This window comes from Lysinibacillus parviboronicapiens (assembly GCF_003049605.2).
GTDB lineage: Bacteria > Bacillota > Bacilli > Bacillales_A > Planococcaceae > Lysinibacillus > Lysinibacillus parviboronicapiens.
This window is the reverse complement of the sequence record NZ_CP073713.1, coordinates 124,454-147,333: the sequence shown is the minus strand read 5'-3', so window position 1 is coordinate 147,333 and position 22,880 is coordinate 124,454. Positions and strand designations below refer to the sequence as shown.

The 22,880-nt window shown below is 37.2% G+C and carries 33 protein-coding genes; 2 read left to right on the top strand and 31 right to left on the bottom strand.

What is annotated here, in order from left to right; genetic code table 11:
- Position 1: 1 nt before the first annotated feature.
- From C9J31_RS00830 to C9J31_RS00795, 8 genes are all read right to left on the bottom strand, one after another.
- On the bottom strand, positions 2 to 964 hold the full coding sequence (locus C9J31_RS00830; RefSeq protein ID WP_238602186.1) for an XkdQ/YqbQ family protein: 963 nt from the start codon (positions 962 to 964) through the stop codon (positions 2 to 4).
- Entirely contained in the window at positions 957 to 1,637 is a 681-nt protein-coding gene (locus C9J31_RS00825) for a LysM peptidoglycan-binding domain-containing protein (protein WP_107950971.1), read from the bottom strand. The genes C9J31_RS00830 and C9J31_RS00825 overlap by 8 nt, the downstream gene beginning before the upstream one ends.
- Entirely contained in the window at positions 1,630 to 3,888 is a 2,259-nt protein-coding gene (locus C9J31_RS00820) for a tape measure protein (RefSeq protein ID WP_107950969.1), read from the bottom strand. The genes C9J31_RS00825 and C9J31_RS00820 overlap by 8 nt, the downstream gene beginning before the upstream one ends.
- Positions 3,889 to 3,947: 59 nt before the next feature.
- Positions 3,948 to 4,529 carry a DUF4352 domain-containing protein gene (locus C9J31_RS00815; RefSeq protein WP_193767144.1) on the bottom strand — a complete coding sequence of 194 codons (582 nt, stop codon included), beginning with the start codon at positions 4,527 to 4,529 and terminating at the stop codon, positions 3,948 to 3,950.
- A gap of 124 nt (positions 4,530 to 4,653) precedes the next feature.
- Positions 4,654 to 4,869 carry a hypothetical protein gene (locus C9J31_RS00810; RefSeq protein WP_107950965.1) on the bottom strand — a complete coding sequence of 72 codons (216 nt, stop codon included), beginning with the start codon at positions 4,867 to 4,869 and terminating at the stop codon, positions 4,654 to 4,656.
- Positions 4,870 to 5,000: 131 nt separating this feature from the next.
- The gene (locus C9J31_RS00805) at positions 5,001 to 5,621 is read right to left on the bottom strand and encodes a hypothetical protein (protein WP_107950963.1); all 621 of its coding nucleotides are present in this window, start codon (positions 5,619 to 5,621) and stop codon (positions 5,001 to 5,003) included.
- Positions 5,621 to 6,292 (bottom strand): Rha family transcriptional regulator, encoded by a 672-nt coding sequence (locus C9J31_RS00800; protein WP_193767142.1) that lies wholly within the window; start codon positions 6,290 to 6,292, stop codon positions 5,621 to 5,623. Before C9J31_RS00800 ends, C9J31_RS00805 begins: the two co-directional genes overlap by 1 nt.
- A 15-nt stretch (positions 6,293 to 6,307) precedes the next feature.
- Positions 6,308 to 6,502, bottom strand: a complete 195-nt coding sequence (locus C9J31_RS00795; protein ID WP_238602184.1) for a helix-turn-helix transcriptional regulator — start codon at positions 6,500 to 6,502, stop codon at positions 6,308 to 6,310.
- Between the two features lie 159 nt (positions 6,503 to 6,661).
- On the opposite strand from C9J31_RS00795, the gene C9J31_RS00790 reads away from it, so the two are divergent.
- Positions 6,662 to 7,012 carry a helix-turn-helix domain-containing protein gene (locus C9J31_RS00790; protein WP_107950959.1) on the top strand — a complete coding sequence of 117 codons (351 nt, stop codon included), beginning with the start codon at positions 6,662 to 6,664 and terminating at the stop codon, positions 7,010 to 7,012.
- 731 nt (positions 7,013 to 7,743) lie between these two features.
- Here C9J31_RS00790 and C9J31_RS00785 read toward each other — a convergent pair.
- The 21 genes from C9J31_RS00785 to C9J31_RS00685 form a co-directional block, all read right to left on the bottom strand.
- Positions 7,744 to 7,908 (bottom strand): hypothetical protein, encoded by a 165-nt coding sequence (locus tag C9J31_RS00785; protein ID WP_193767141.1) that lies wholly within the window; start codon positions 7,906 to 7,908, stop codon positions 7,744 to 7,746.
- 29 nt (positions 7,909 to 7,937) lie between these two features.
- On the bottom strand, positions 7,938 to 8,372 hold the full coding sequence (locus C9J31_RS00780) for a phage tail assembly chaperone (RefSeq protein ID WP_107950957.1): 435 nt from the start codon (positions 8,370 to 8,372) through the stop codon (positions 7,938 to 7,940).
- 65 nt (positions 8,373 to 8,437) lie between these two features.
- Positions 8,438 to 8,953 (bottom strand): phage tail tube protein, encoded by a 516-nt coding sequence (locus C9J31_RS00775; protein WP_107950955.1) that lies wholly within the window; start codon positions 8,951 to 8,953, stop codon positions 8,438 to 8,440.
- 14 nt (positions 8,954 to 8,967) lie between these two features.
- Positions 8,968 to 10,290 carry a phage tail sheath family protein gene (locus tag C9J31_RS00770; RefSeq protein ID WP_107950954.1) on the bottom strand — a complete coding sequence of 441 codons (1,323 nt, stop codon included), beginning with the start codon at positions 10,288 to 10,290 and terminating at the stop codon, positions 8,968 to 8,970.
- Positions 10,290 to 10,511 carry a hypothetical protein gene (locus tag C9J31_RS00765; RefSeq protein ID WP_238602183.1) on the bottom strand — a complete coding sequence of 74 codons (222 nt, stop codon included), beginning with the start codon at positions 10,509 to 10,511 and terminating at the stop codon, positions 10,290 to 10,292. Before C9J31_RS00765 ends, C9J31_RS00770 begins: the two co-directional genes overlap by 1 nt.
- 5 nt (positions 10,512 to 10,516) lie before the next feature.
- Complete coding sequence (locus C9J31_RS00760) at positions 10,517 to 10,939, bottom strand: phage tail terminator family protein (RefSeq protein WP_107950952.1); 423 nt, start codon at positions 10,937 to 10,939, stop codon at positions 10,517 to 10,519.
- Positions 10,929 to 11,360, bottom strand: a complete 432-nt coding sequence (locus tag C9J31_RS00755; RefSeq protein ID WP_107950950.1) for an HK97 gp10 family phage protein — start codon at positions 11,358 to 11,360, stop codon at positions 10,929 to 10,931. Before C9J31_RS00755 ends, C9J31_RS00760 begins: the two co-directional genes overlap by 11 nt.
- Positions 11,360 to 11,668 (bottom strand): hypothetical protein, encoded by a 309-nt coding sequence (locus C9J31_RS00750; protein WP_202973814.1) that lies wholly within the window; start codon positions 11,666 to 11,668, stop codon positions 11,360 to 11,362. The genes C9J31_RS00755 and C9J31_RS00750 overlap by 1 nt, the downstream gene beginning before the upstream one ends.
- A gap of 47 nt (positions 11,669 to 11,715) precedes the next feature.
- On the bottom strand, positions 11,716 to 12,111 hold the full coding sequence (locus C9J31_RS00745) for a hypothetical protein (protein ID WP_107950946.1): 396 nt from the start codon (positions 12,109 to 12,111) through the stop codon (positions 11,716 to 11,718).
- Positions 12,112 to 12,116: 5 nt separating this feature from the next.
- Entirely contained in the window at positions 12,117 to 12,296 is a 180-nt protein-coding gene (locus C9J31_RS00740) for a hypothetical protein (protein ID WP_107950944.1), read from the bottom strand.
- Positions 12,297 to 12,310: 14 nt separating this feature from the next.
- On the bottom strand, positions 12,311 to 13,366 hold the full coding sequence (locus C9J31_RS00735; RefSeq protein WP_107950942.1) for a major capsid protein: 1,056 nt from the start codon (positions 13,364 to 13,366) through the stop codon (positions 12,311 to 12,313).
- Positions 13,367 to 13,382: 16 nt separating this feature from the next.
- Entirely contained in the window at positions 13,383 to 13,697 is a 315-nt protein-coding gene (locus tag C9J31_RS00730; protein ID WP_107950940.1) for a hypothetical protein, read from the bottom strand.
- 19 nt (positions 13,698 to 13,716) lie between these two features.
- Complete coding sequence (locus C9J31_RS00725) at positions 13,717 to 14,307, bottom strand: phage scaffolding protein (RefSeq protein WP_107950938.1); 591 nt, start codon at positions 14,305 to 14,307, stop codon at positions 13,717 to 13,719.
- Between the two features lie 138 nt (positions 14,308 to 14,445).
- Complete coding sequence (locus C9J31_RS00720; protein ID WP_107950936.1) at positions 14,446 to 14,655, bottom strand: hypothetical protein; 210 nt, start codon at positions 14,653 to 14,655, stop codon at positions 14,446 to 14,448.
- A gap of 12 nt (positions 14,656 to 14,667) precedes the next feature.
- Entirely contained in the window at positions 14,668 to 16,194 is a 1,527-nt protein-coding gene (locus C9J31_RS00715) for a minor capsid protein (protein ID WP_193767140.1), read from the bottom strand.
- The gene (locus C9J31_RS00710; RefSeq protein ID WP_107950934.1) at positions 16,181 to 17,683 is read right to left on the bottom strand and encodes a phage portal protein; all 1,503 of its coding nucleotides are present in this window, start codon (positions 17,681 to 17,683) and stop codon (positions 16,181 to 16,183) included. Before C9J31_RS00710 ends, C9J31_RS00715 begins: the two co-directional genes overlap by 14 nt.
- Positions 17,684 to 17,697: 14 nt before the next feature.
- On the bottom strand, positions 17,698 to 18,963 hold the full coding sequence (locus C9J31_RS00705; RefSeq protein ID WP_107950932.1) for a PBSX family phage terminase large subunit: 1,266 nt from the start codon (positions 18,961 to 18,963) through the stop codon (positions 17,698 to 17,700).
- Positions 18,953 to 19,411 carry a terminase small subunit gene (locus C9J31_RS00700; RefSeq protein ID WP_238602182.1) on the bottom strand — a complete coding sequence of 153 codons (459 nt, stop codon included), beginning with the start codon at positions 19,409 to 19,411 and terminating at the stop codon, positions 18,953 to 18,955. The genes C9J31_RS00705 and C9J31_RS00700 overlap by 11 nt, the downstream gene beginning before the upstream one ends.
- 383 nt (positions 19,412 to 19,794) lie before the next feature.
- Entirely contained in the window at positions 19,795 to 20,328 is a 534-nt protein-coding gene (locus tag C9J31_RS00695; protein WP_107950928.1) for a BA5345 family protein, read from the bottom strand.
- Between the two features lie 703 nt (positions 20,329 to 21,031).
- Entirely contained in the window at positions 21,032 to 21,217 is a 186-nt protein-coding gene (locus C9J31_RS00690) for a hypothetical protein (protein WP_107950926.1), read from the bottom strand.
- 55 nt (positions 21,218 to 21,272) lie between these two features.
- The gene (locus tag C9J31_RS00685) at positions 21,273 to 21,689 is read right to left on the bottom strand and encodes a LuxR C-terminal-related transcriptional regulator (protein WP_193767139.1); all 417 of its coding nucleotides are present in this window, start codon (positions 21,687 to 21,689) and stop codon (positions 21,273 to 21,275) included.
- Between the two features lie 327 nt (positions 21,690 to 22,016).
- Here C9J31_RS00685 and C9J31_RS00680 point away from each other — a divergent pair, with 327 nt between their 5' ends.
- Positions 22,017 to 22,211 carry a hypothetical protein gene (locus tag C9J31_RS00680; RefSeq protein WP_107950924.1) on the top strand — a complete coding sequence of 65 codons (195 nt, stop codon included), beginning with the start codon at positions 22,017 to 22,019 and terminating at the stop codon, positions 22,209 to 22,211.
- A 61-nt stretch (positions 22,212 to 22,272) separates the two neighbouring features.
- On the opposite strand, the gene C9J31_RS00675 is transcribed toward C9J31_RS00680, so the two are convergent.
- Positions 22,273 to 22,515, bottom strand: a complete 243-nt coding sequence (locus C9J31_RS00675; RefSeq protein ID WP_107950922.1) for a hypothetical protein — start codon at positions 22,513 to 22,515, stop codon at positions 22,273 to 22,275.
- A gap of 156 nt (positions 22,516 to 22,671) precedes the next feature.
- Positions 22,672 to 22,863 carry a hypothetical protein gene (locus tag C9J31_RS00670; protein WP_107950920.1) on the bottom strand — a complete coding sequence of 64 codons (192 nt, stop codon included), beginning with the start codon at positions 22,861 to 22,863 and terminating at the stop codon, positions 22,672 to 22,674.
- Positions 22,864 to 22,880 lie beyond the last annotated feature (17 nt).

Genomic DNA, 22,880 nt, shown 5'->3' with positions numbered 1-22,880 from the left:
ACTACGCAATAAATTCACCGCCAATCAGTTTTAAGTCCATACGATGATCTGACTCTTTAAAGATATGTTTCACTGTCTCGACCATCATAAAATTAGCTACAGTTAAATCACCTAAATACATTTGTACACCTAATGTAGTGCCACCTCGTACCGTTGGATCACCAAACACTTTACTAATGTGTAGTTTTCTCGATTTTTGATTGTAAAGTTTAAGCATAGCATCTGCTTTCGCTTTACCATTTCCTTTTTCATCAAGTTTGTCTGTCATTTGAAGAACGCCCCACTCATTCATTTTCGAACTATCTTGAGCGATAAAGATTTCGCGTTTTCCTGTCTCCTTATTTTCGCGAACTAATTTAATTTTGTTATACGTATTTTCATCAATAGATGTCGTATATTCAAACGATTCACCTGACTCTTCATCAATTAATAAATCAGATTTGAGCATCTTGATGTCACGTAGATTTAATTTCCCGTAGTCATCGTACAGTACATATAAATCACCTGTGTTTAGAGTGGTTTCAGAAATTGCATTGCCTATGATTGTAAATAATTCTTGGTTATCCTCTACTCTTGATGGAATTTTATGTTTCGTATTAGCAACGATACCTGTCTGTAGTTTAAAGTCCTCAGTAATCATTTGAAGGACTTGGGCAGCCGTTTTATTGGCATACACATACGTGTCTTTATTTTTAAAATAACGTAATTGATCATAGCAAGTAACGCTGATAATTCGGTTGTTATTACGCTTTTTCGTAAATACAAATCCGAAAAATATCTTATGGCCGTTATAATCAAAGCGAACGGCATCCCCTTCGTGGAATCCTAGTATCTCATCCTTGATGATGTTAAACGTTAACTTACCTGGTGAGCCTTTACGATGTGTTTCCCACTCGATTCCTTCTTCTACAGCACATTCAAAAAAACGACCACGAGACATGATGAAAAGTTGTGATTTAGCCAAGTTTAATCACCTGCCCTGCTTTAATTTCATTTGGATTACTGATGTTATTGAGTTTTGCTAGTTCGGTGTTTTTAGAACCGTCGCCCAAATACTTTTTAGCGATAGCCCACAACGTATCACCTTTGACAACAGTATGTGTTTTTGGTGTCTCTTTGCCCGTTGTAGGGCGTTTTTGTTCAACGACAGCTTTTTGTGTAGTTGGTGCGTTTGATGCGGTACTAGATGCTGTAGCAGGCTGTGTAATGATTCGTTTATTGCCGTATGCTCGGTATTGTTTCAAACGAATACTCACCATTACATCAAAACCGTTTTCAGCTGATTCATTTATCTCGTAATCCTCTATGGATACTGTCATGTTCGTATCAAAGAGAAGATTCCCGTTTGGCATCATACGATTGACGATGAACTGAAACGGTTTATCACCAACTTTTAATTTCTCAAGTTTATCAAGGTAAAATGTAGCTGGTTGAAAACCATTGGGATAAACAGAAAACGGATATTTGACGTTTGGGAGCAATACCTCAAACTCAATATCCGTTAGGCCTGTTTTCTTTATAATGTTTACTTCGCCGTCATTCATTAGCACAATCGTTTCATTACGGCCATTAATCTTAGTACGTAATTCAGAAGGGGCAACAGGAAACTGCACACCATCTGCAAAGAAATTATACATTATCTGCCGGACCCCCTTCTGCAACAATCTCAATTGCCTCTTCCATTTTCTCGCCCCAGAGACTAATTACACCATCTATATCCATTTCATTGTTGATATAGTTTTCACTTCGAGCGTCTACCTTGATTTCAGCGGTTGTGTAACGATTGATTGCTTCACGTTCAGCAATGTCTCGAAGGTATTTTAAATCTTCATTTAACATTTTTATGCCATCTGCTGCTTTTTTTGTATTATCGGCAGTTTTCTTCCCAGCATCGTTACCCTTGTCGAGCTTGTCACCTAATGCTAGGGCATCATTGATAGCCTTAGAAATTGCGTCAGCATTGGCAATTTTGCTCTTATTATTAAATAGATCAGAACCCCAGTTTTTCCCTGTACTCCAAGCATCACTCAAAGACTTCATTTCCATTTTAGGAGCTTCCCAGTAACCTTCTGGCGTATCTCCAACCCAAGCATTTATGCCCTTTTTTAAATTGGAATAGTCTGCAACTACAGATGTTCGAACTTCTCTTTCGCTTATTTTCCCAATGTCAATACCAGGTATTTTATTAAGAGCATCAATAACCCAGTTGATAGCTCGAATGGCCATATTAGCCCCACTTATGAACACATTCGCTAGATTAGTAGCTGCACTGTCGAAGCTGCCAATCATGCTTGTTGCCATATCAATTGCATTATTTGCTAAGTTACCAAATAATCGTTTTACAGCATAAATGCCATGTTGTTTAGCATTAACGAAGAATTCGATATATGAAGCCCACATGTTCCATATATAAGCTATGACATTATAAATAACAGTTCCAAGTACCATGAATGCTCCTGCAATCATACCTGTTGCACTATATGAAGTACCAGCAAATTCGTTAACTGCTGCTACACCAAGATAAAACAAACTGATTAAAACAACTATAGCCCCAATTAACCAACCGATAGGGTTTGCAGCTATTGCGATACTCAAGGCTGCCATTGCAGCAGTGAAACCATAAGTTGCCAAAGTTGATAAAACAGTTGTTGCAACATACCACAAATTACGTATTGCTGCAGTCGCAGTCATGAAAGCATTAATTGCTATTTCTCTGTTAGTCCACGCCCATGCTGCTGCATTAATAATAAGCGCTGCTGTAACCCCTCCAACTACCGGAGCAATAAATGACCAATTATCATAAACAAAAGCTCCAACTGTTGTCATCGTGGTTAAGACTTGTTCCACAACACTAGCTACTAAATATAAAGATTGCTTTGCACTTGCACTGAACTCTTTAAAACGATCACTATTAAAAATACCATTAATGTTTTTTAATACATCTTGAAACGCCCATAATGCTTCGTTTTTAAAGTTGGTCCAAACTTGCGACCAAGTGACAGGCATATCATTAAACTTTTTATTGATGTCGTCTGCAGCTGCAAACATTGCATTTTTAACAACACTAGCAGTCAATTCTCCATCTGCTGCCATTTTTCTAATTTGACCAATTGAAACACCTAAATGGTCAGCAATATTTTGGATAATGGTTGGAGCAGATTCAAATACAGAGTTTAATTCTTCGCCGCGTAACACTCCTGAACCTAGTGCTTGTGTTAATTGCAATGTGGCAGATGCTACTCCTTCTGCATTCGTACCAGCAATCCCGAATTGCTTATTAAGTAATTCGGCAAACGCAACAACCTCTGTGGTATTACCAAATGCATCTTTTGCATTCATGCTAAGCTTACCAACTAGATCAGCTGTTTGAGTATACGGAGCATAGGAGCGTTGTGCAGCATCAAAAATCTGTTGCTGTAATTGTTGCACTTCAGTTAAGCCACTTGTATCAACTTCTATTTTAGTGGAAATAGGTTCTACTTTTGGCATACTTTCGACAGCTAAATTTAATCGTGCATCAATATTAGTTATTTCATCAGATAATTTAACGACATCACCAATTGATTGAAGAGTTAAGTAAGCTGCGACAATACCCATGACCTTTCCTAATAAACCTTTAGCAGCATTTGTACCATCTCTTATATGATTAGTGAATCTTTGTTGAGCGTTGTCGGCATCTTGGATTTCATTTTCAATTCTATTAAATTGGTCAGCGGCTCTTGCTAACTCTCGTCTAGCTGTTTCGATACTAGACGTATCCATCATATGACCAGAAGCAGCATTCATAGCCTCCATTTGATTTACCATCATCGAAACAGCATTGTGCATTGCTCTCATTGGTTGACTAAGGCGATCTTGTATTTGGATTGCAGTTCGGATAGTTGCCATGGTATCACCTCTTTTTGAACATAATAAAAAGCCACTCCAAAAAATGAGTGACTTCAAAATTAGTTTAAATTAATTACTCCTGTTTCTGTTCCCCAAAAACCAGTTTGAACTTGTAAATCAAGGTCTGTTAAACCTGCTGGAACTTCAAATACAACATTCCCTGTTAATGCGAGGCCTGGATTTATACCTTCAAAAACAAAATATTTATCATCAGCAACTATAATAGTTGATGGGGCATATGATGCTCCATTTGAAGCTTTTAATTTAAAGAAGCTAGAATCAGTTTGAATCATTTCTGAACCATCATTTTTAACAGTAACATTTACATTTAAAAACACTGCACCATCTGCATCTGGCGTGTATTTCATATAACCATTTGCAGCACTTATTTCATTAACTTCTGCAATCGAATTAGCTTTAAATGTTACTTTACCAACTTTCAATTCTTCACCAATACTTACATTATTATCTTCTTTATTTTCCTGTACATCTTTATTTGAATCAGCGTTAGTTGTTGTTACTGGTTCCTTTTCTTTATCCTTTGTACCTTGATTATCATCACCCAGCAATGATCCTATAATTACTAACAATATAAATAATGCAATAAGACCACCACAACCAAATTTAAAAAACTTTTTCACAGAATCCCTCCTCATACATAAATATACATGGATAATAGAGGTAATTCTATTACTGTTTTCATATTTCTACATTATTCTCACCCCTTTCAAAGAAAAAACACCCTCAAATGAGAGTGTTCTTTTTCTAAGCTATTTTTACTTTCTCTATTACTTTATTTAGAATTACTAACTCGCTTGGGAAAGATCTCAATTCTTCCGTACTTAGTAGTGAAAAGAATGCAATCATGAAATTCTCAAACGAGTCATACTTTAAGATATCTATGTTGTAGTTATCCTTTATTTCTTCAAACATTGATACAAAAGATGTTAAAGAACGTTGCTTTTGTTGTGTGTCGTTCATAGGCTCCTCCTTATTTGAGGACACCCACTTTTAAAAACACCCTTTTTAGTGTATAATTAAGCTAATATTGTTTTGGGTGGATGTCACTCGATTGTTACCGCATTTCAAGCGTCAACTTGGAATGTGGTTTTTTATTTTATAACTCTCAAATGCCCTACTTTATTCATCTTAATCTTCTGTGGTTTTCCGTTACTTACATAATAAGCTTGCCCTTTTTCATCTTTGAAGGTGTCAGGTGTATCTTCCCCTTCTGCCGCCATAAATTCCTCGAACAAACCCAAATGACCTTCGTAACGTCTGATAGTACTCATAGTAGTTAAACTTTTAACGAATAACTTCCGTATATCATCGTTCCAGTACTCAGCAAACAATTCCAAAGCGTATTCACCTATAACATCATTTGGTCTCAAACCTATACCCTCGATATATTCCTTCGTATAAAAGTAATCTTTCGACCCCCACTTATGACCATCAAAGTCTTTCTTAATTGGGAACACATTCATAAATTGTTTGAGAGTCATAGTTGCCATAAGCCCTTTGATGTTACTAATAGATTCGAAATAACTAACATTTAATTCATAATCATCGTATTTAGGAGAAGTAATGATATCCTTAACTCCAAACCAAATAATTTTTTCTATATTTCTCTTTACTGCTTGTTTATCGCCAGCGTCAATTTGCTGCATTGTTTTCTCTAATATTCGGCGAAACGCAGCACCATACAACTTATGTTTATTTTGCAAAACTACCATCAAGCCCTCACTACTCTAGGGACCCATGATTCTACGTATCTGATACACGAAAGGAACTCATGACGTTTCACATCTTTGTAACTGGTAACACCAAAACGGTCTTTGATTTCACGATGTAATTCTGGATACAATAAACGTTTATGGTCATCTGATGAAGCATGTTCAAATACTTTAGAGCCAATTAACTTTTGCAACCTTCGTTGTTCACCATGGTCAAGTGTGATTTGATTATCTACTTTTTCTTTTAATTCATGAACTTCAACTTTTAAAACTTCGACTTCTTCTGATGTTTCAAGCGATAATCTCATTGAAGCTTTTAGTTGTTCTTTTTCAGAAAGTGGTTTAGGTTGATTTTGGTGTTCCATTTCATTAAATCGAGAAACGTATGTCGCAGTAAATAAAACACCTTTTTCTCCAGTCATTTTGTTACCAACCATTTCACAACCTTGTTTAGTTAGCAAATAGCAAGGATAACTTTGATTATTTTCATTTCTGTAATTACTTTCAATAAAAAAACTAGCAGAATCCAAATTTGGATTTTGGTCTAAAACCTCTTTGTAGCCCTTAATATCACGTAATAAATGTGCGTGATTTTTTCCTATCATTTCAGCAACTTGACGACTTTCTGTTACCAATTTTCCATCAAATGATATTACTTGTAACTGGTTCATGTTTAGCTCTCCTTTTTAAAAAATAATTTCTACAGTTGTACTGTAATAATTAGCAATTCTCTTGGCTAAATTTAAAGATGGTGTTCTATCACCCCTTTCAATCGCTCCTAACATTTGAGGTGTTATATTTAAGTCGTTAGCTACTTCTACTCTCGTTTTATCACCTCTAAGATTGATTAAAACCTTCCTTTCATTTAAAACAAAATTCAAAGTATCACTCCTTTCAAGAAACATTAAGTTTCTATATATGTATCATAAAAGAAACTATACGTTTCTGTCAATAGTTTTAGAAACTTTTTGTTTCTACTTTGTTTTCTAATAGAAACATTAGGTTACAACTTATATAATTACTCCTAAGAGGTGAAGTAAATGTTCGGACCAATTTTAGCTAAACTAAGAAAAGAGAAAAATCTAAGCCAATATAAACTAGCTGAATTAATGAACTTCTCAAGAGGTCAAATCGCTAATTATGAACAAGGATCACGCGAACCAGATTTCAATACATTAAAAAGATTTGCTGACTTTTTTGATGTTTCAACAGACTATTTACTAGGTAGAAGTAGTCACCCAGAATTAACCACTGAAGAAGATAAAAAAGTCAATAAAGAAGTTGAAGAGTTAATGCAAATCCTTGAATCCATGCCAGAAGAAAAACGCAAGGAGATGGAAGCAAGAATATTGGCGTATGCACAAGGTTTAGCAGACGCCAAAGATGAATAATGCTTCAACCCTTTATACCCAAAATGATTTGTTTTGCTTTTTCATCCTGTTTACTATTGATAACTATATCTTTTAGTGTTGCTTTTATATTTGATGTGATGTTCAAAGTACCAACTTTACTCATGCTATTACTCCTTTCAGTTAAATTTCAGAAACAAAAAAGGCACCGCAAACAAACTGATATCATCAGTTATTTGCGGTGCTTCCGTCTTTGTTTATGTAATTACTTACATAATAAGACATAATGGATAGAACCGCAACTATTTTTAATTTTATCAAATGGACCTGTTTCCATATATTTCATTAAATTTCCAAATTAGAATATCGTCAGTTATCATGAGTTGCTTTTATTTGTTTTTTGATTCAATTTAGTTCATTTAATACACTTTAAATTGGAAAAAACCGAGATATTCATGTCAAGCGTTTTTTCAAAATTTAAAATATCAACTAACACGATGTCAGTGGTTGAAACAGATACAGACCCTAAGAAGTGATACCTTGTTTTGCGGGTAATTTATAAACATCGTTGCCCAACTGTTCCCTCAGGTCATAAGTTGTTCAATTTGTTGTTAGAAAAACTATTTCAGCTACTTGCAAATTGCAAGCACCTGCGAAAATATTTACATTTGATGGGGGCCCCAACTTAGGCCCCCTTTCATTTCTGTTATCTATTTAGGTTTCATGTTGTATGTCTTTTATCTCCGTCTGGATATAGTCTTTCAACCATTCTCTTATCTCGTCTTTCTGCCTTTTGCCCCTCGTTTCGTCTCACGCTCAGCCTTCTTATCTTCATCAATCTTGACTTGCACAGAAGCAATGATACACACTTTATCAAAAACAGATAATGTCATATACTCCGACGGCAGGCGACGCTGTTTTTGTACCCACCAATGCATTATATTAGCGTCACCATCACCGTCCTCAATTAGTTTTTTACTTCTTCCACCAAGTCCTCAAGCTCGGTTTCAAAACCATTGACCTCTTGCGCTGCCGCTGAGGCATCTGCAATTTCACCGATTGTCAGCATCTTGCCAAGCAGTGCGTCTGCTCCTATCACGCCATATGAATCCTGTAACTCTTTGTCTTTTAAGTTTGGATGTACAATTGATTCTACTGTTAATAAACGTTGGTATTTAAAGTGGTCAAAATCAGTATTAAATTGCCCTTTACGTTTTCCTTGTGTAATCATAGATCGTTTTGTGGATTCAGACTTTAAATCTGCGTCACGTTCCGGCGAAACTGGTGCAAACTCCCATTCAATAGGGTTACCTTGCTCATCTAAGAATTTTTTTGAAATTGCACGCTTTATGTTTTCATTTTCTTTTTTGCTATGTGCAAAAAATGCAGTTAAATTATTCATGTATAATCACCTTTTCCTTTTTGTTTTTTTGTAATTAAAAAGAGCCCACACAATGAGCTCTAGTTTTATAACATTTCTGGCAACATAGTAAATTCCTGCGGCATTTCGAATCGTTCGAAAGTGAAGTCGAATGAATCCTCTAAATATTCCGCATCAGCATCCAACGAAGCAACAATACCACCATCTATATTGCAATCAATCAGAATTGTTGTTTGACGTCCAGCTTGAGAAGAACCATCTTCATTCGTAACTTGAATATCAAAATAAGTATCTTCTCCAGTATCTTGATAGTGTTTCAGCATTTTTCTAAAGATCGAAGTGTTGAAGTAAAACGTTGCACTACCTGAATATTCAATACCTGTTGCCTTATTACCCTTTGCCACTTGTCCCATAATAGGAATTTGGGTTTTCGTCTTGTCTGCTCTTGCTTCTAAATTAATTAATTGAGCAAATTTTAGTCGTTCTCCCTTTATTGTCACCCACGCTACCCCTTGGGCGCCATGAATGGCATCACGAGAACGCATAGTATCTTCAGCAAAATATTGAAGATTCAATGGAATTAATATTTTATTTGGTTTCATTTTGATTCCCTCCCTTACGCTACCGTTGTTGTGATATAAAGTTGTGACATCGCAACAGTTGGTTCTACAACCTCATTCACCACGACAGCTTTCTTTGAATTCCCTTGCTCTACAGTAAGGTCATCCTTGTTATAGTTTTGGATTGCACGAATACGTTGCATTTCCATTCGATGCGCACCGATGTCATTCCATAATGAAACACGTCCGTCTTGGTCATTTGGCACTTGGCCAAGGTAACGAGTGTTAAACAATTGAGCTGTATCGATTGCAATTTGATCAAGTACTCGGATAACTTGGTTCATACTGAAATCCTCGTTCTTATCCGTTGTGAATGATGTAAATGTGTTGATGTCCTCTAATACACGAATCTCATCACCCACACGATGGAATACATATTTGCCACCTTTTAAAAGCGCTACGAGTTGAGCCTGTGTCTTTGTTTCTGACATATCAAGCGTATGTTCACCATCGTATTTTTTGTTGGTATTCGACTTATTAACTGCCACGCCTGCTTGTGCTCCAGTAGTCCAATAAACTCCACCAAACACATCTTCATCATCACCGATAGCACTATTAGGAACATCAATAACACCCTCGTGGTCAGCCGAACCTAATTTATGACCTACCAGTTGGAACTTGCCGCCTACTTGGTCACGAATACGTTTTGCGTACTCAATATATAACGATTTAATCAGGTTATCCGAAGATAGACATCCTAGCGTGTTAAATCCATATGCCTCTAAAGCATCTAACGCCTCTTGATGGGCGCCGCCTGTAATAGCAGACCCATTTGAACCGCCTGTTAATGGTGTCCCTGCTGTTAGAGTGAGCGTTGCATCCTTCTTAAATGTTACAAAGTCGTTGGCTACTAAATCAGTAGCAGTAGCAACAGCCGTTTGTTCATCTACAAGAACATTTTTGAGTAATGTTTGTACGTCGAACTTCGTTGGCTCGTCTACATTCGCTTGAATAACAATTGTGATGTCGTTCCCCCGTATACCTTTGTATTTAGCTATTGCATAATCGTTTGTAGCCGCCACCGCATCAACAGCAAGCTTGTAAAAGAAAACTGTAATCGCATTTTTGAATACATCACGAATGCCTTTTAGTTTTGGATCTGTGTAATCATAACCAAAGATTTTACGAGAATCTTTTTGTAAGTCCTCTTGTGTCACTGCGAATACATCACCATCAACGCCCCAATCTAATGCGATTGGTAAACCTACATAGCCGCGGTCAGATAGATTCACAAATGCTCGTGCTGCTGAAATAAAGTTGTGATACGTACCGGGCACCTCTTTATTTTGAGTTAAAAATGGACCTCCACCTAATGCCATTATTGCTTCCCTCCTTTATCAAACTTCTTTAGAATCCCATCCACTTCGGTGAATGAGTACTCTTTGTTGTCTATTAGTAATGCATTCAGTGCATCACGACGAGCCATGTATTTGTTGCTTTTTACGATTTGTGATTTCGTAAATGTTGGTGCTTCTAAAGCTTCTGATACATCAGCAGGAGTTGCTTTTGCTTTGTCTTTAATAACTTCTAACTTTCCCAACGCATTCACCCTTTCGTTTTTGTTTTTTGTTCAAGAGAACCCATGAAAATCTTCTCTTCAACTTCTTGCAAGAAGAAATTAAAATGAATGAAATTGTGCCCGACACCCTCAACTACTTCGCTATTTGCTCCTGTTCCAAGCATCAGCGAGCCGTTTAACAGCGTTATTTCTTTTAGCGCTTGTTGTACCTTCAATGTCATGTTAGACGCCTCAGACAGACCGCCTTGAGGGAAATACTGTACGTTAAATAACGTTGTCACTTTCCATCGTTTACCGATTTGTCTGATATGCTCTAAGTTCAAAAATTGAATTAAAAAAGCAGGAGTCTTAAACCCCTGCGGTACTTCATCGATATACTTTTTGTAGCCACTCCCGAAGCTCTCATGGAGCTTAACGGATATAGCAATTTGAATATCATTAATCTCCATCGAAAGCCTCCCTTAGCATTTTCATGAGTTTCTTTTCTAATAAAGCTGGTGCCTGTTGTTCAACTTGGTCAGCACTTATTGTCATCATGAAGCGTCCATTCACCCATCCTTGATGATTAGATGTGCGGTGCCCAAATTCCACGTACTGTGCATACTCAGTGTTGTTTATAACCTCGATTTCGTATGTTGAACCACTCTTTTTCACACGCCCTATAGTCCATCCACGTCTTAATGTACCACCGACACGACCATCTTTATATTTACCAACCGGAGTACGTCGAATTACTTTTCCTAACAATCTTGAAGCTAACTCTTTAGCTGCATCTTCACAAAACTTGTTGAAATCAGCATTAGCTAACTTTGCTAACTTCCGTTCAAACGCCTTTAATTCCCTCAAATCAACTCGTCCACCTCTACCCATCAAGAATACCTCTCGAATAACTCAAGTTGTACCTCTTGATGGTCCGTATAAATAGCAGGCTCACCACTACGAGCGTATTCTGTCGTTTTGTTGTGTTGAGTCACAATTATTTTAGAGCCTGCTGGTATATCAAGCTCAGGTGCAATAAATAGTTTAGTTGTCTGAGCAATCAACGCTGGACCACCTGTAGGAGTAGTTGACGTTTGCTTTTCGTATGAAAGCTTGCATTTTTGGTCAGTTAACAGAGCCACTTCTTTATGTGTAGTTGCATGAGTAACGGGATTTTCTACCTCTTGCCACACTTTCACAGTACATAATCCTTTGTACAACGACTCAACGGCTTTTCTACGTGCACTTACCATGTGAGAACCCTATACTTCAAAAAGTCTGTATTACCATGTTTAAGGTACAAAATAAACGCTTCGAACTGAGCTTCAGGCGTTCTATTCGCTTCAACAGCAAATACTACATTAGTGTCACCATCCTGCACTTGCTTGGCAACAGCCTCGAAGTTCAATGTTTCTACATCCAATAAACCCATTGCTTTTTTAGTAAGCAGGAACTCTCCTACTACCATATCAATAGCTATTTCTTTTAAACCATTTGGGATCGATAATAAATTCGTTTGGCTATTAATGTGATTAGTTACCTTATCAATAGCATGCTTCAACAACATATCGTCTGAACTACTTGGAGCGCTAGATATGGCTACTCCAAGAGCAGATAGACGCATTACTACATCTAAATACATACGAATCACTCGCTTTCAGACGTTTTACTTGATTGTGCAGCTTTCTTCGGTTCGTCTAATCGTTCCATCGTTGATTCGTTTAAATGTTTTTCATCAATTGTGAATTCTTCACCAACTAAATAACGCTCTCCCTTATAACGTATAGGGAAAGCGCCGTTTTTCACTTTTACTTTAATGTTTGCCATTTCAAATAGCCTCCTTATGCAATTGGTTGCGCTTGGAATACATTTTGTGCCTCAGGGAATGAAGGAATTGCTGTAGCTGCTGCTTTTGCCCATGTTGAAACAGGATCTTTCCCTTCTTCGTATACCATTCCAATTACCTTACCAATGGTAGTCATTTCAACGTCAGAACCACTACGGATAAGGCGTGATTCCTCAGGAGTCGGTCCGTACAACGATTCACCAAGTTGTCCATCACCAAACATAACGAATTTGTTATCTGGGAAGAAACTCTTTGTTGTATATGTGCCATCAGCGTTTTGCTCACGATATTTCGTGTTTGAGTTTGATTCATATACAGCAATAGTAGGTAAACCTTGTTGTGCAAAGAAAGCATTTAAATCTGTTAAATTCGCCACACGAGCAGAACCTGCACCATATAAGTAACCGATAATCTTCGGATTACGTAAAATAAGAGCTGCAATTTTCTTGGATGTTAACGCACGAGTTGGCGTAATATCTAGCGCGCCAGACCAACGTTCTAAGTCCCCTAAAATATCCTCAGTACCTGAACCCCATTGGTCTGCTCCAGCAAGTGCTTCTTTATGGTCTGTAGGTACTCCGTAGCCAACTGTAAGAGTCTTCGGTGTGCCATCTGCTGTATTCAACGCTAATTTCAATTCACCTGTACTCAATGCTTGCATACGCATTAATTCAACACTAGCACGAACATCATTGGCTGCTTTGTCGATTAAATTAAATACTCGTTGCATCAGGTATTGTTGCTCCTGTGCAGTTCGTGGGAATTGTAATGCAATTAAATCCTTTTCAGTAATTTGATACTTTTTCTTGATATAAGCAGCCTCTAGCACCTGTTTAGCTGCATCTAATGAGCCGATTTCTGCTTCTGTATCAAATGAGTGTACTTTTGCAATGACAGGGAGTTCGTTAGCACCTACAAGATACTCAAATTCTAGTGTGTCGTGTTTAACTTCTGGGAAAAGAGCTTCTCCCACGCCATAGCTTTGATATTTTCGTTCCTTCATGTAATCTAATACTGTTTTTTGACCAAATAACTCTAAAATGTCTGGCATAATGATTTCCCTCCAATTATTGGAATTTAATTTCTTTTAATGCTGTTTTGGCTGCTACATCTGGAGCAACTGGTAGACGATCTTCTAAAACGTAAGCTTCCACAATCAATGAACCTGGTTGCGGTCCGTTTGATACATCGACATCGGTATATAAGATACCTTCTGCGGTAGCATCATTTTTAGGCAAGATAGTACCTGCCTTAACGATTTTCTTTCCATTTGCGTCAGCCGTTACACCTGCATCACTCACTAAATACGTGAATGACTGTACCTTTGATGATGCTAAGAAATTTACACGTTGAAATTTTTCAATTGGTTTTACATATGGCATACATAGCCCTCCTTATTGTTTAGTCCCATGGGTTGTCGTTTGTATCACTCGAGCCTTTTTCATTCGCCATCTTTGCGAAGTTAGACCCCACATCACTTGCACCTGCGCCATTGTCAGCACCACCAGCAGGATTCCATCCTCTAAATGTTGGTTGTTGCTTTTCTGGCACAAATAAAAAGGACTTTGATTCTTGCAACGATTTAAGTTGCTCATCAAGTCCTTTAGTGACTTTTCCATCTTCACTTAATTCAATTGTTGTTTTATCAATGAGGCCAGCTACTAAATCAACGTCATGTACTTTGCTGTGTAATGACAATTTTAGTGCAGCACTCATACGCTCGTTTTTCAATTGCTGTTCATATTCCGTTTTAGCTGTCTTGTTAGCCTGCTGCAATTCAGTGATTGTCGTTTGGAGTTCCTCATTACCTTTGGCCTTGTCTTGCAAATCCTTCAACTGAGTTTCTTGATTCTTCACTTGAACTTCTAGTGTTTTTTTTGCGTTGTTGACCTCATCAAAGCGCTCCTTTGGAATCATTGTCCCATATTTACCAACAACAGTATCAGCTTGCTCCTCACTCAATCCCATTGCAATTAAATCTTCTTTTTTCATTTGTATTTCCTCCTAATTCGTTTTTTACAGGCAACGACCTGTTAAGGTATTAAACACTTGTTCTTTAACGTCTACAAGCGCTAAAAAGACGAAAAAAAGCATAATAAAAGCACTTAACCTTTTTTATTGGTTAAGTGCCTACTTGATAATTTCAATTGTACTTACTTCATTTTCATTGAAATTAACTAACTGATCTTTAAGCTCACCATCAATAGGCTTTATAGTTAATTCCTGAATGCCGTCTTCACTATCATTTGCTGAAGTCCAATGATCAACTATCCCAACCAAAGTTTGGTCATCGATAAAAGTAACTTTAATTTTTTTCCCTGAATCATAGAAGATATCCATATTATCCTCCCCTTATTCTGGTCTTATTGGTACTAAATGCGTCCGTTTTTTTGAGTGATGAATCTTTATTTTGTTGGTTTCGTAAGTTCCGTTATTAGAGACAGCTACACCAATAATTTGATCTAACACAATCACTTCTTTTACAGTTCTATTTCCATTACGATCTTTTTCCACAATCCCTGTACCTGCATATTGGTCTAGAATCTTTTGTACATCCACTGTATCGAAGAAATAACTTTTCCCCTCTGTTTGAGTAGAGTCCATATGCGGTGCTTGTTTTTCCGGATTAACCAAGTTCCCGAAAGTTCCGTTTTGGAGATTTGATCTAACATACAAATTATCTTGTAGTTTATTCCACTCGTTACCATTACTATACTTAATATCTTGGAAATCTTCAAAAGATTTAGGTGCATTTTGACCAAGTATATTTTTATATTTATTATACTGTTCTTTATCTGTTTTCTGATTGCGTTGCATCTTCTTATTGCGTTCAATCTTTTCTTCGCCATGTTTTTCAACCTGCGTTTGATACCATTCTTCATACTTCATATTGCTTGGTACAGTATACGTTTTGCCATCTAAATCACGAGCAATTCTTTCGCTATAATCATCCTCAAAATATGGAGCTGTAGTTGTTCGACATCGTGGATGAAACGGATTTGCTGTCACACCTGGCATAAAGTCATCATAGTTAAAAACCTTTCCATCCATCGACTGGCATATAAAACTTGTTTTGAAATCTAAGGTTGCGATAACCTCGTACTTTAAAACATCCAATTCCTTATAAGCGTCCTTCTGTGCTGAAGCACTAAAAAACGCTGATTCAGTCAAAACTAGACGAGCAGCGTTGGAACGTGAAGTATTCATTCTTTTAGCAATTGAACTAATCATTCGGTTAGGTGCTTCACCACGAGCCATCGACTGGATAAGCTCTGTATGCAATGTATCAAGCAACAGATTTCGGTCACGCCATATCTTTTGACTAAATGTTTGACCATCAGCAGTCCACGGCTTGCTAATTACTTTAGTTAGCCTTGTTTCATCAAGAGCCTGTAATGTAAAGCCAACCTCGAAAGCTTTCTGTACTTCGAATGCCGTTTGATAGTATTGCGACTGATATGTCTCTTTCATTAAACGCTCGAAGCCTTCAATTTGACCACCATACAGCTTTTCAACATATTGTTGAAGTTGTAGTTGTAAACTCTCTAAACGGCTTACATGGACACGTGAAGAAGCATTTTCGAGTTGTTTCATCCACTTCTGATTAATGGCGTTCTTTTTGCCATATTCAATGTATTCATCAACTGTCCATCGAAACTCACGTAATTCATCACTTTTAAGGAGCTGTTTAGCTTCATCAAGCGTTATTTCATTATTCTTTGCAAAGCGTTGATACCATCTAGCAATATCCTTTTCAAACTCTTGCATGGTTAGAATATAGGCTCTCTCAAGGTCTTTGTAGTAGCTTGCACTCTTTTGATGTTGCGCTTGCTCCAACATTTCAAAACGTTTTTGCCAGTATTCTCTACTCTTTGTCATTGTCATCACCAGACTTTGAATTTATAGCCTTAAAATGATCATCATAGCCGTCGAACTCATTTATACGTTCCTGGCGCTCTTTCTTATTTCGTTGTATTTCTTGTTGTACGTCTTTTACATAAGGATGTTGTGCTATTTTTGTTTCTTCAGACAAGTAAGGTGATTTATTTAATACCTCGACTACTTCCATCTCGTTAATCAGGATATCTCGATTAAATATAATATTTACATATTCCCCTTCATAATCGCCATGACCTGTGTTAGCTAAATGGACATTAATGAACCAAAGCAACTCCTCGAAGGATGCTTGAAACTCAGTTTCAATACCATCAGCGTCTAGGTCAATCTCACTGTACATGGCTCTGATATTTAATTGATTAGGGTTATTTGCCATGCGATCATCTTTGGCGTCATAACCACGGCCATTTTCAATCAGGGCTTTTTTAAACAATGATAAGATAGACTTGTAGTTGTCAGCATTTACTTCAACTGTTAGTGTGTCTACTCCACCTTTAACAGCATCTGACCGTACTTTAACCACGCCATATACGGATAGATTGCGTCTAAACTCGGCCAAGTCTTGCCCATCATAATTGTGAAGCACTAGAAGAGTATTTCGAGCATCTTCCTGCATGTTGTTTTCAAAGTCACTTAACATGATGTTAATACCATCTTGTAGCGATTTTACACGCTTGATTAAAGGGATTTCTTTGTTGTTGAATTTAAACGGAATCAAAGGAGTTCGCTGCCAATTCATACTTAATTCATTTTCACCATCATTGATAGTAATATAGGATACCAGAGTCTTTGTGACATTTTGTACAAGATGCCCTGCAAACCACTGATAATGTTCTACTCCGTTGGCGCTATAAACCTCTACCTTTTCCACTACAACCTCACTATTGCCCTCGTATTCTTTCACAGAATACAAACGAATTGCGAAGTCGAGAATTGTTTGCTCTGAGTCCTTCCAATACGGAATGATTTCGTGTGGAGGAAATCGTTTTATGGCAAACTCACCATTTTCATCGTATAACGGATAAAGCCAACCGATACCACCATTCAAGGAATCCTGACCAATGCTTCTTAATGTACGATGGAATCGTTTGTTGAAAATGTTTTGTAGTTTCTTTAAGTACTCACTGTTTTCTGTTTCAATTGTTATTTGTTTGCCGAGTTGATAGTTAACTTTTTGGTCAACTAGCTTAGCATATTGGTTATCTAGTATCTTGTTATTAGGTAGGTTATCGTTTACCTCTAAACGCCCGCCTTTACCAATGACCCAACGTTTACGTTCTAGAATTTCTTGATTGCCCTCATAGTAAGCTTCACCTATCAGTATCCATTTTCGTTTCTCTGACCTTTTAAACTTATTAATCTCATTTTCAAGCCATTTGATGTCAGTTATAACACTATTTGCACCATTTATTATGTTTTCGTTGATGACGTCTGTGTCTGTAACGGCACCCTGGTACGGAAAATAGCTCATGTTCTCACCTCTTTCTAATCAAAACTGAATGTGCTACCACGCATATCTTCTTCGAATGCATAACGCGTACTATCGATAGTATGGTTATCCTTATCCTCTAAGCGAGGAACTGGATTGCCATCTTTATCAGTCTGGTAATCGATGTTTTCGAACTCTCGTGCTATGTTTGGTGTGCGTAATGGATCGATGCAAATGAAATCTAAATCGTCTAGCCATTCCTCGCCATATTCAACACTGTCAGGGCCTTTCTTAACCCCGTAAATGCGAGGGATTTGTAACTCGTCTCTCAATTCAGCAATGGACTTTGGCTCCGCTGAATCAGCAGCTAGACGGTCTGATTGATAACCTTTATCTTTCAATTTCTCAGCGAGTTTTCGGTTACTGATTTTCACGCCATATATTTCATCAATAGCATAGATACCATTCTTCTTTTTGTCATAATGCCAACGGACAAATGCCAATGGATCTGTAGCATATCCAAAGTCGACTCCGTTTCGGATGTTATCAAACGACGCTACCATTTCGTCAGTTATAGAACCTTTTTCAATTTGTAAATTATCAAACGGCACAACACCACTCCCTATTGCTTCTCCAAGATACTCCCATCGATAACGCAATTCATTACGCTGTTTAGCCGCCCCAGCTTCCTCGATAAACTGTTTTGAGATAAAAGGGTTATCGATGTAAGTAGACTTGTGTACAAACGTGTTATCAGGTTGAAAAGAGCTCTCATACTTCTTGTTCACCCAAGACTGTTTACGTTTTGGCGGGTTATACGTATAAAAAAACTTATAAAAAAGACCATCGCCAAGCTCGCCACGTAAGAGTGAGTTGGTAATGGTCGTTACTTCTTCTTCTGTTTTAAATTCAGCTAATTCCTCAAGCCACGCAAGGGCAAATGGAAAGTTTGCACTCTTTAACGATTTAATACGAGTAGGATCTTGTGCACCTCGGAAAATCATGTAGTTGCCACGTGGTATATAAGTTATCCGCATAGGTGACTTGTTGATTTTGAAGAGATGCGCTACACCTTGCTCATTGATGGCCCACTTCATTTGCTCGAATATAGATGTCTCGATAGTGTTATCCACTTTACGTATGCCTACTGAATTGGCAGCGTATCGCATAAGTAACTGTACGATGATATGCGCTACATCAGATGATTTACCCGAACCACGACCACCTTTACAAACAATATTCAGTATGTCCGGATTTATCGATGCTCGCCAAACTGAATGAAATGCTGGTGGTAGTAATTCGGATAACTTTTTAACTGCCATTACTATCACCACTTATGTCATCAACGAATACAGGAGTTATGTTGGCATTGATCTCTTGTTTGTCCACCCATAACCCATGGCGCTTACCTATTAATTCAGCAGCTTTTAAACGTTCCTGCATACTAGGAGGCATGTTCTCTTCAATCTTTTGTACACCAACATCAATACTTCTCAACGTTGCAGCAGTTGCCTCGCCGCGAAGGATGGCGGTTAGCGTCTCCATTACTTCTTGTTGATCAGCCACACGCTCAGATTTCAATTCCTCCATGCGATTATCTATATAGGATTTCACGCTAACATTTGTTAACATTCGACTTCCTGCCGCCCTAGCAGTTGCTTCCTTCTTCACGTTTGGATATGCCTTTAAATAAGCTTCTGTGGCATTTCCTAGTTCAATATAGAAATCAGCGAAGCTTTGTTGTTTTACAGTTAATTTACGTTCAATCAATGGCATCACCCCATTATGCTAGTTGCTTGTTTTAGTCAAAAGAAAAAGACGTCACTTAGACGCCTTCAAAGTTTTATCAATATCCTCAATCAATCGGTCAACGCATTCTTTAGTGATTTTTGCGCTATTCATGGGTTTCCTGTTGTTAAGTCTATCATGCTCGTTATTTGGTGTTCTGTTAACGGGATTATTAAAATTCGTTGTAGTATCTTCTCCCATAAAATCACCTCATTAACAAAATAGCACAAAATACATCATTCAGCACTAAAAACTTTAGGTATTATTTCACTCTCAAAAGCAAGTACCGAATAGTCAGGGGAGGAGGAAACTCTGCTCGATACTCACTTTTCAGGGCAAAATAAAAACATCCCGAAGGATGTTATCTAGTTTTCTTCTATTTTTTTCGAATAGTGAAGTATATTCTGTGAAGCATATAGAAAAAGACATCCCCATGCTCCGAAAAGTAATAATACAATTAAAAAGTAAATCCAATTAAAAACTTCACTAGAGAATTGAACTAAATTAATCATAAATATTATCATTGTAGATAAACCGAAACCAGATAAAATAGAGCCAACCTCATGCTTCTTAGCTAAAAGGTACCTATACCTATCTTTATATTCCTGATTATCTTTAAATCGGCTATTTATTTTGTACTCGTTGTCAAAGTAAGTCTCCCAGCTTTTATTAAAAGCTTTCGGGATAACCCAAGTAATTAAGAATTGTAACTGATTTAAAAAGTAACCTACAGGTACCCCTATCAAAGCAACTGTAGTACCTACGACAAAGATGTTTTTCTCTATAAATTCTTGCGGTAATGATTCTGAAAATACTACAGTTAAAAAAGGCACTATAGTTAGTGTGAAAATCCATCCAGGAATTCCCCATCTAATTAAATATTTCGGTTCAAAATTCATATAATCACCTCCGTCTCTCAATAATAAACTAGAAGATGATTAATATGTATATATTTTGCTCTCAAAACCACACCAAACTCGGCCCTCTCATCTCGTAAGGTTTTGGCTGTTTGATGCAGTTTTCAAAATAAAAGTCGCTGGTTCATATTGAACTATCGTTTCCCTAGCTCTGGTGCATGGTGAACCTGACATAATAAAAACCCTCATCCCCGCTCAGGATGAAGGCTCGTCTATTGTGGTAAACCTATTTAGTTGTCGATAGCTCATTTCTCACACACGTTGAGCTGGACGTGTTTATTATTGCAAGCAGAATTGTATTCTAGTTTATAGTGCATTTCCGTGCACTTGTCCCAAAAGGGTAAGTTTTATTTAAGTAAGTTTGACTGAAAAATATTTGGAAAGTGGACGAAGTTCACATATTAATCAGCTCCTTTTGCCCTTTATATTATTTAGATACCTAATCTCTTAAAAAATATGGGCCGGCCGTGTTTGTCATGCCCCGAACGTGTTTATGGGGCGCAGGTCGGTCGTCGGTCTGTCTTTCCCTAATAATTAGGATTTGATAAATACCAAGAGAAGAAACATTTACCTGTCCGACCTCCCCTTCAGTTTACAAGATTAATTTTTAAATACCTAATGTGTAACATATATAACGTTTGTAACATCTATCACATTTGTAACATGCACTCAAAACGTGCAGTAGTTAATCTTCCATTTCTTCTAATTTTTCTTCATATTCATGTTGTAAATCTTCCACAAGCTGACCGATAAACTCCAACTCGTTTTCGTTCTTAGCCAATGAAAATAATTCCTCTTTAAACATATCCCAATAAGCTAAATTTTGTTGTAATACTCCTTTTTCATTTCTTGTAATAAATTTAATCGTCATTTAACCTTCTTCCTTTCCTGTGTATTTTCTTTAATAGGGGCACAAGGCCCCTACATCATGCCATCATCTGTTTTACAATGTTATCCTTAATACGTTTAATGCTCGTTGCTGATAAAGCCATGTGTTGACCTATCCAACGTTGTGACTTGCCGTCTAACATCCAATTAAGCACTTGCATTTCTCTGTCTCCAGCAACTCGATCGACCCGATTTTGAACCTCTAATAGCTTTTTCTCGTACTCTGCAACACGCTTGATGTTCTTTGAGCGTCTAATAGCCTCCTGCATAATTGGATCACCTACGCCGCCTACTGCTTTAGGTAATGTAGCTTCGATGCCGTATTGTGCCGTTTTTGCCCCGACAACCATTTCTGCTCGCATTTCTTTGATGGCGTTAACCATCCAGTGGTAGTCCGTAATCATTGCGTCTAGCTTGTCCTGTGTAAATGTTAATACTTGCCCATGTTTGCCCATATTGGTAGCCTCCTGTTATAATACTAGTAATCAAAGGGCATGAACCAATTCTGGGCTGTAGCGTCGTCATACGCTGCGGCTTTTTTAATGCATAAACAAACAAAATGTGTACAAAATATATATTGTTATAAATTTTTCTCTATTGTTTTAAAGCCACAGTCACTCCCTTTGCTGTGGCTTTTTTATGTTACATTTCCCTCAAATTGCTACGGCTTTTTTAATGTATAGGTAACCTAAATTTGCACACACTAGTATTGAGTGTATCGCACACACTTAGCTGTGGCGCTAGTTGACAGCTGCAGCTTTTCTTCAAAGGAGTGATAGGTTATGAAAATTTCACATAAAGAATTTGATAAATTTTGGAATGAATATCTAATTGAATTTGAAATAAAAAATAATAAATTTACACAGATTCAAAAAGAAACCTTAGGAATCGTTGAAAAAATAATTTCTAATCCAAGCTTATATCATAAGGGAATTGTGAATGAAGCAATAAAATTAAAAGAGAATTTAATGCGGTAGATTTCGATTACCGCATTTTTTTCTGCACAATATCTTTCTGACACTATGCTCATATTGTTCATTAGTGACTTGGTAAAATATCAACCTTATAACAAGCAACCAATCTGATACCGTTTAATTCATATTCCATTATTTCAGGATTACTACTTTTCAAGACTCTTACTGAGTAAACCCAATCACCTATAGTAGTTGGGTCATAATATTTATTCAAAACATCAACTATATCGCCCTTTTGCAATGGATTAGCTGTTTGATTTATACTACCTGTTGATGCTTTTTGATGTTGAACGTGAATATTCTGCATATCTTTCCCACCTTTATTTTTGTTATTTTTATGCTTAAAACAAACAAGTACTGCACTGATTTCTTATGTTTTTTATCATTTTAATGTACGTTTGATAATAGTAAGCTCGATAGCTTAATAGCTGCACATTTTCTTTCTAAAGTTTAGTAGTATTTGCTAAATACCGTAGTTATCAATTTGTTCTTTCAAACATTCTAGGCAGATGTTATCTACTGCTCGGCCATCAGTATTAATTGGTGATAAGTCATAAATCTTAACGTTTAAACAGAATCGCTTCGGCTTTTCGATAATTGGCATTTCGAAATGTGTTACTTCGCAATAATCACAACATAATGAGTTATTACTCATATTCATCTACTCCTTCC

Bases quoted from the DNA above. Each gene is read 5' to 3' on its own strand.
- C9J31_RS00825 (WP_107950971.1), bottom strand. From the start codon at position 1,637: ATGTATAATTTCTTTGCAGATGGTGTGCAGTTTCCTGTTGCCCCTTCT.
- C9J31_RS00820 (WP_107950969.1), bottom strand. From the start codon at position 3,888: ATGGCAACTATCCGAACTGCAATCCAAATACAAGATCGCCTTAGTCAA.
- C9J31_RS00810 (WP_107950965.1), bottom strand. From the start codon at position 4,869: ATGAACGACACACAACAAAAGCAACGTTCTTTAACATCTTTTGTATCA.
- C9J31_RS00805 (WP_107950963.1), bottom strand. From the start codon at position 5,621: ATGGTAGTTTTGCAAAATAAACATAAGTTGTATGGTGCTGCGTTTCGC.
- C9J31_RS00800 (WP_193767142.1), bottom strand. From the start codon at position 6,292: ATGAACCAGTTACAAGTAATATCATTTGATGGAAAATTGGTAACAGAA.
- C9J31_RS00790 (WP_107950959.1), top strand. From the start codon at position 6,662: ATGTTCGGACCAATTTTAGCTAAACTAAGAAAAGAGAAAAATCTAAGC.
- C9J31_RS00785 (WP_193767141.1), bottom strand. From the start codon at position 7,908: ATGCATTGGTGGGTACAAAAACAGCGTCGCCTGCCGTCGGAGTATATG.
- C9J31_RS00780 (WP_107950957.1), bottom strand. From the start codon at position 8,372: ATGAATAATTTAACTGCATTTTTTGCACATAGCAAAAAAGAAAATGAA.
- C9J31_RS00775 (WP_107950955.1), bottom strand. From the start codon at position 8,953: ATGAAACCAAATAAAATATTAATTCCATTGAATCTTCAATATTTTGCT.
- C9J31_RS00770 (WP_107950954.1), bottom strand. From the start codon at position 10,290: ATGGCATTAGGTGGAGGTCCATTTTTAACTCAAAATAAAGAGGTGCCC.
- C9J31_RS00760 (WP_107950952.1), bottom strand. From the start codon at position 10,939: ATGGAGATTAATGATATTCAAATTGCTATATCCGTTAAGCTCCATGAG.
- C9J31_RS00755 (WP_107950950.1), bottom strand. From the start codon at position 11,360: ATGGGTAGAGGTGGACGAGTTGATTTGAGGGAATTAAAGGCGTTTGAA.
- C9J31_RS00745 (WP_107950946.1), bottom strand. From the start codon at position 12,111: ATGTATTTAGATGTAGTAATGCGTCTATCTGCTCTTGGAGTAGCCATA.
- C9J31_RS00740 (WP_107950944.1), bottom strand. From the start codon at position 12,296: ATGGCAAACATTAAAGTAAAAGTGAAAAACGGCGCTTTCCCTATACGT.
- C9J31_RS00735 (WP_107950942.1), bottom strand. From the start codon at position 13,366: ATGCCAGACATTTTAGAGTTATTTGGTCAAAAAACAGTATTAGATTAC.
- C9J31_RS00730 (WP_107950940.1), bottom strand. From the start codon at position 13,697: ATGCCATATGTAAAACCAATTGAAAAATTTCAACGTGTAAATTTCTTA.
- C9J31_RS00725 (WP_107950938.1), bottom strand. From the start codon at position 14,307: ATGAAAAAAGAAGATTTAATTGCAATGGGATTGAGTGAGGAGCAAGCT.
- C9J31_RS00720 (WP_107950936.1), bottom strand. From the start codon at position 14,655: ATGGATATCTTCTATGATTCAGGGAAAAAAATTAAAGTTACTTTTATC.
- C9J31_RS00715 (WP_193767140.1), bottom strand. From the start codon at position 16,194: ATGACAAAGAGTAGAGAATACTGGCAAAAACGTTTTGAAATGTTGGAG.
- C9J31_RS00710 (WP_107950934.1), bottom strand. From the start codon at position 17,683: ATGAGCTATTTTCCGTACCAGGGTGCCGTTACAGACACAGACGTCATC.
- C9J31_RS00705 (WP_107950932.1), bottom strand. From the start codon at position 18,963: ATGGCAGTTAAAAAGTTATCCGAATTACTACCACCAGCATTTCATTCA.
- C9J31_RS00695 (WP_107950928.1), bottom strand. From the start codon at position 20,328: ATGAATTTTGAACCGAAATATTTAATTAGATGGGGAATTCCTGGATGG.
- C9J31_RS00690 (WP_107950926.1), bottom strand. From the start codon at position 21,217: ATGACGATTAAATTTATTACAAGAAATGAAAAAGGAGTATTACAACAA.
- C9J31_RS00685 (WP_193767139.1), bottom strand. From the start codon at position 21,689: ATGGGCAAACATGGGCAAGTATTAACATTTACACAGGACAAGCTAGAC.
- C9J31_RS00680 (WP_107950924.1), top strand. From the start codon at position 22,017: ATGAAAATTTCACATAAAGAATTTGATAAATTTTGGAATGAATATCTA.
- C9J31_RS00675 (WP_107950922.1), bottom strand. From the start codon at position 22,515: ATGCAGAATATTCACGTTCAACATCAAAAAGCATCAACAGGTAGTATA.
- C9J31_RS00670 (WP_107950920.1), bottom strand. From the start codon at position 22,863: ATGAGTAATAACTCATTATGTTGTGATTATTGCGAAGTAACACATTTC.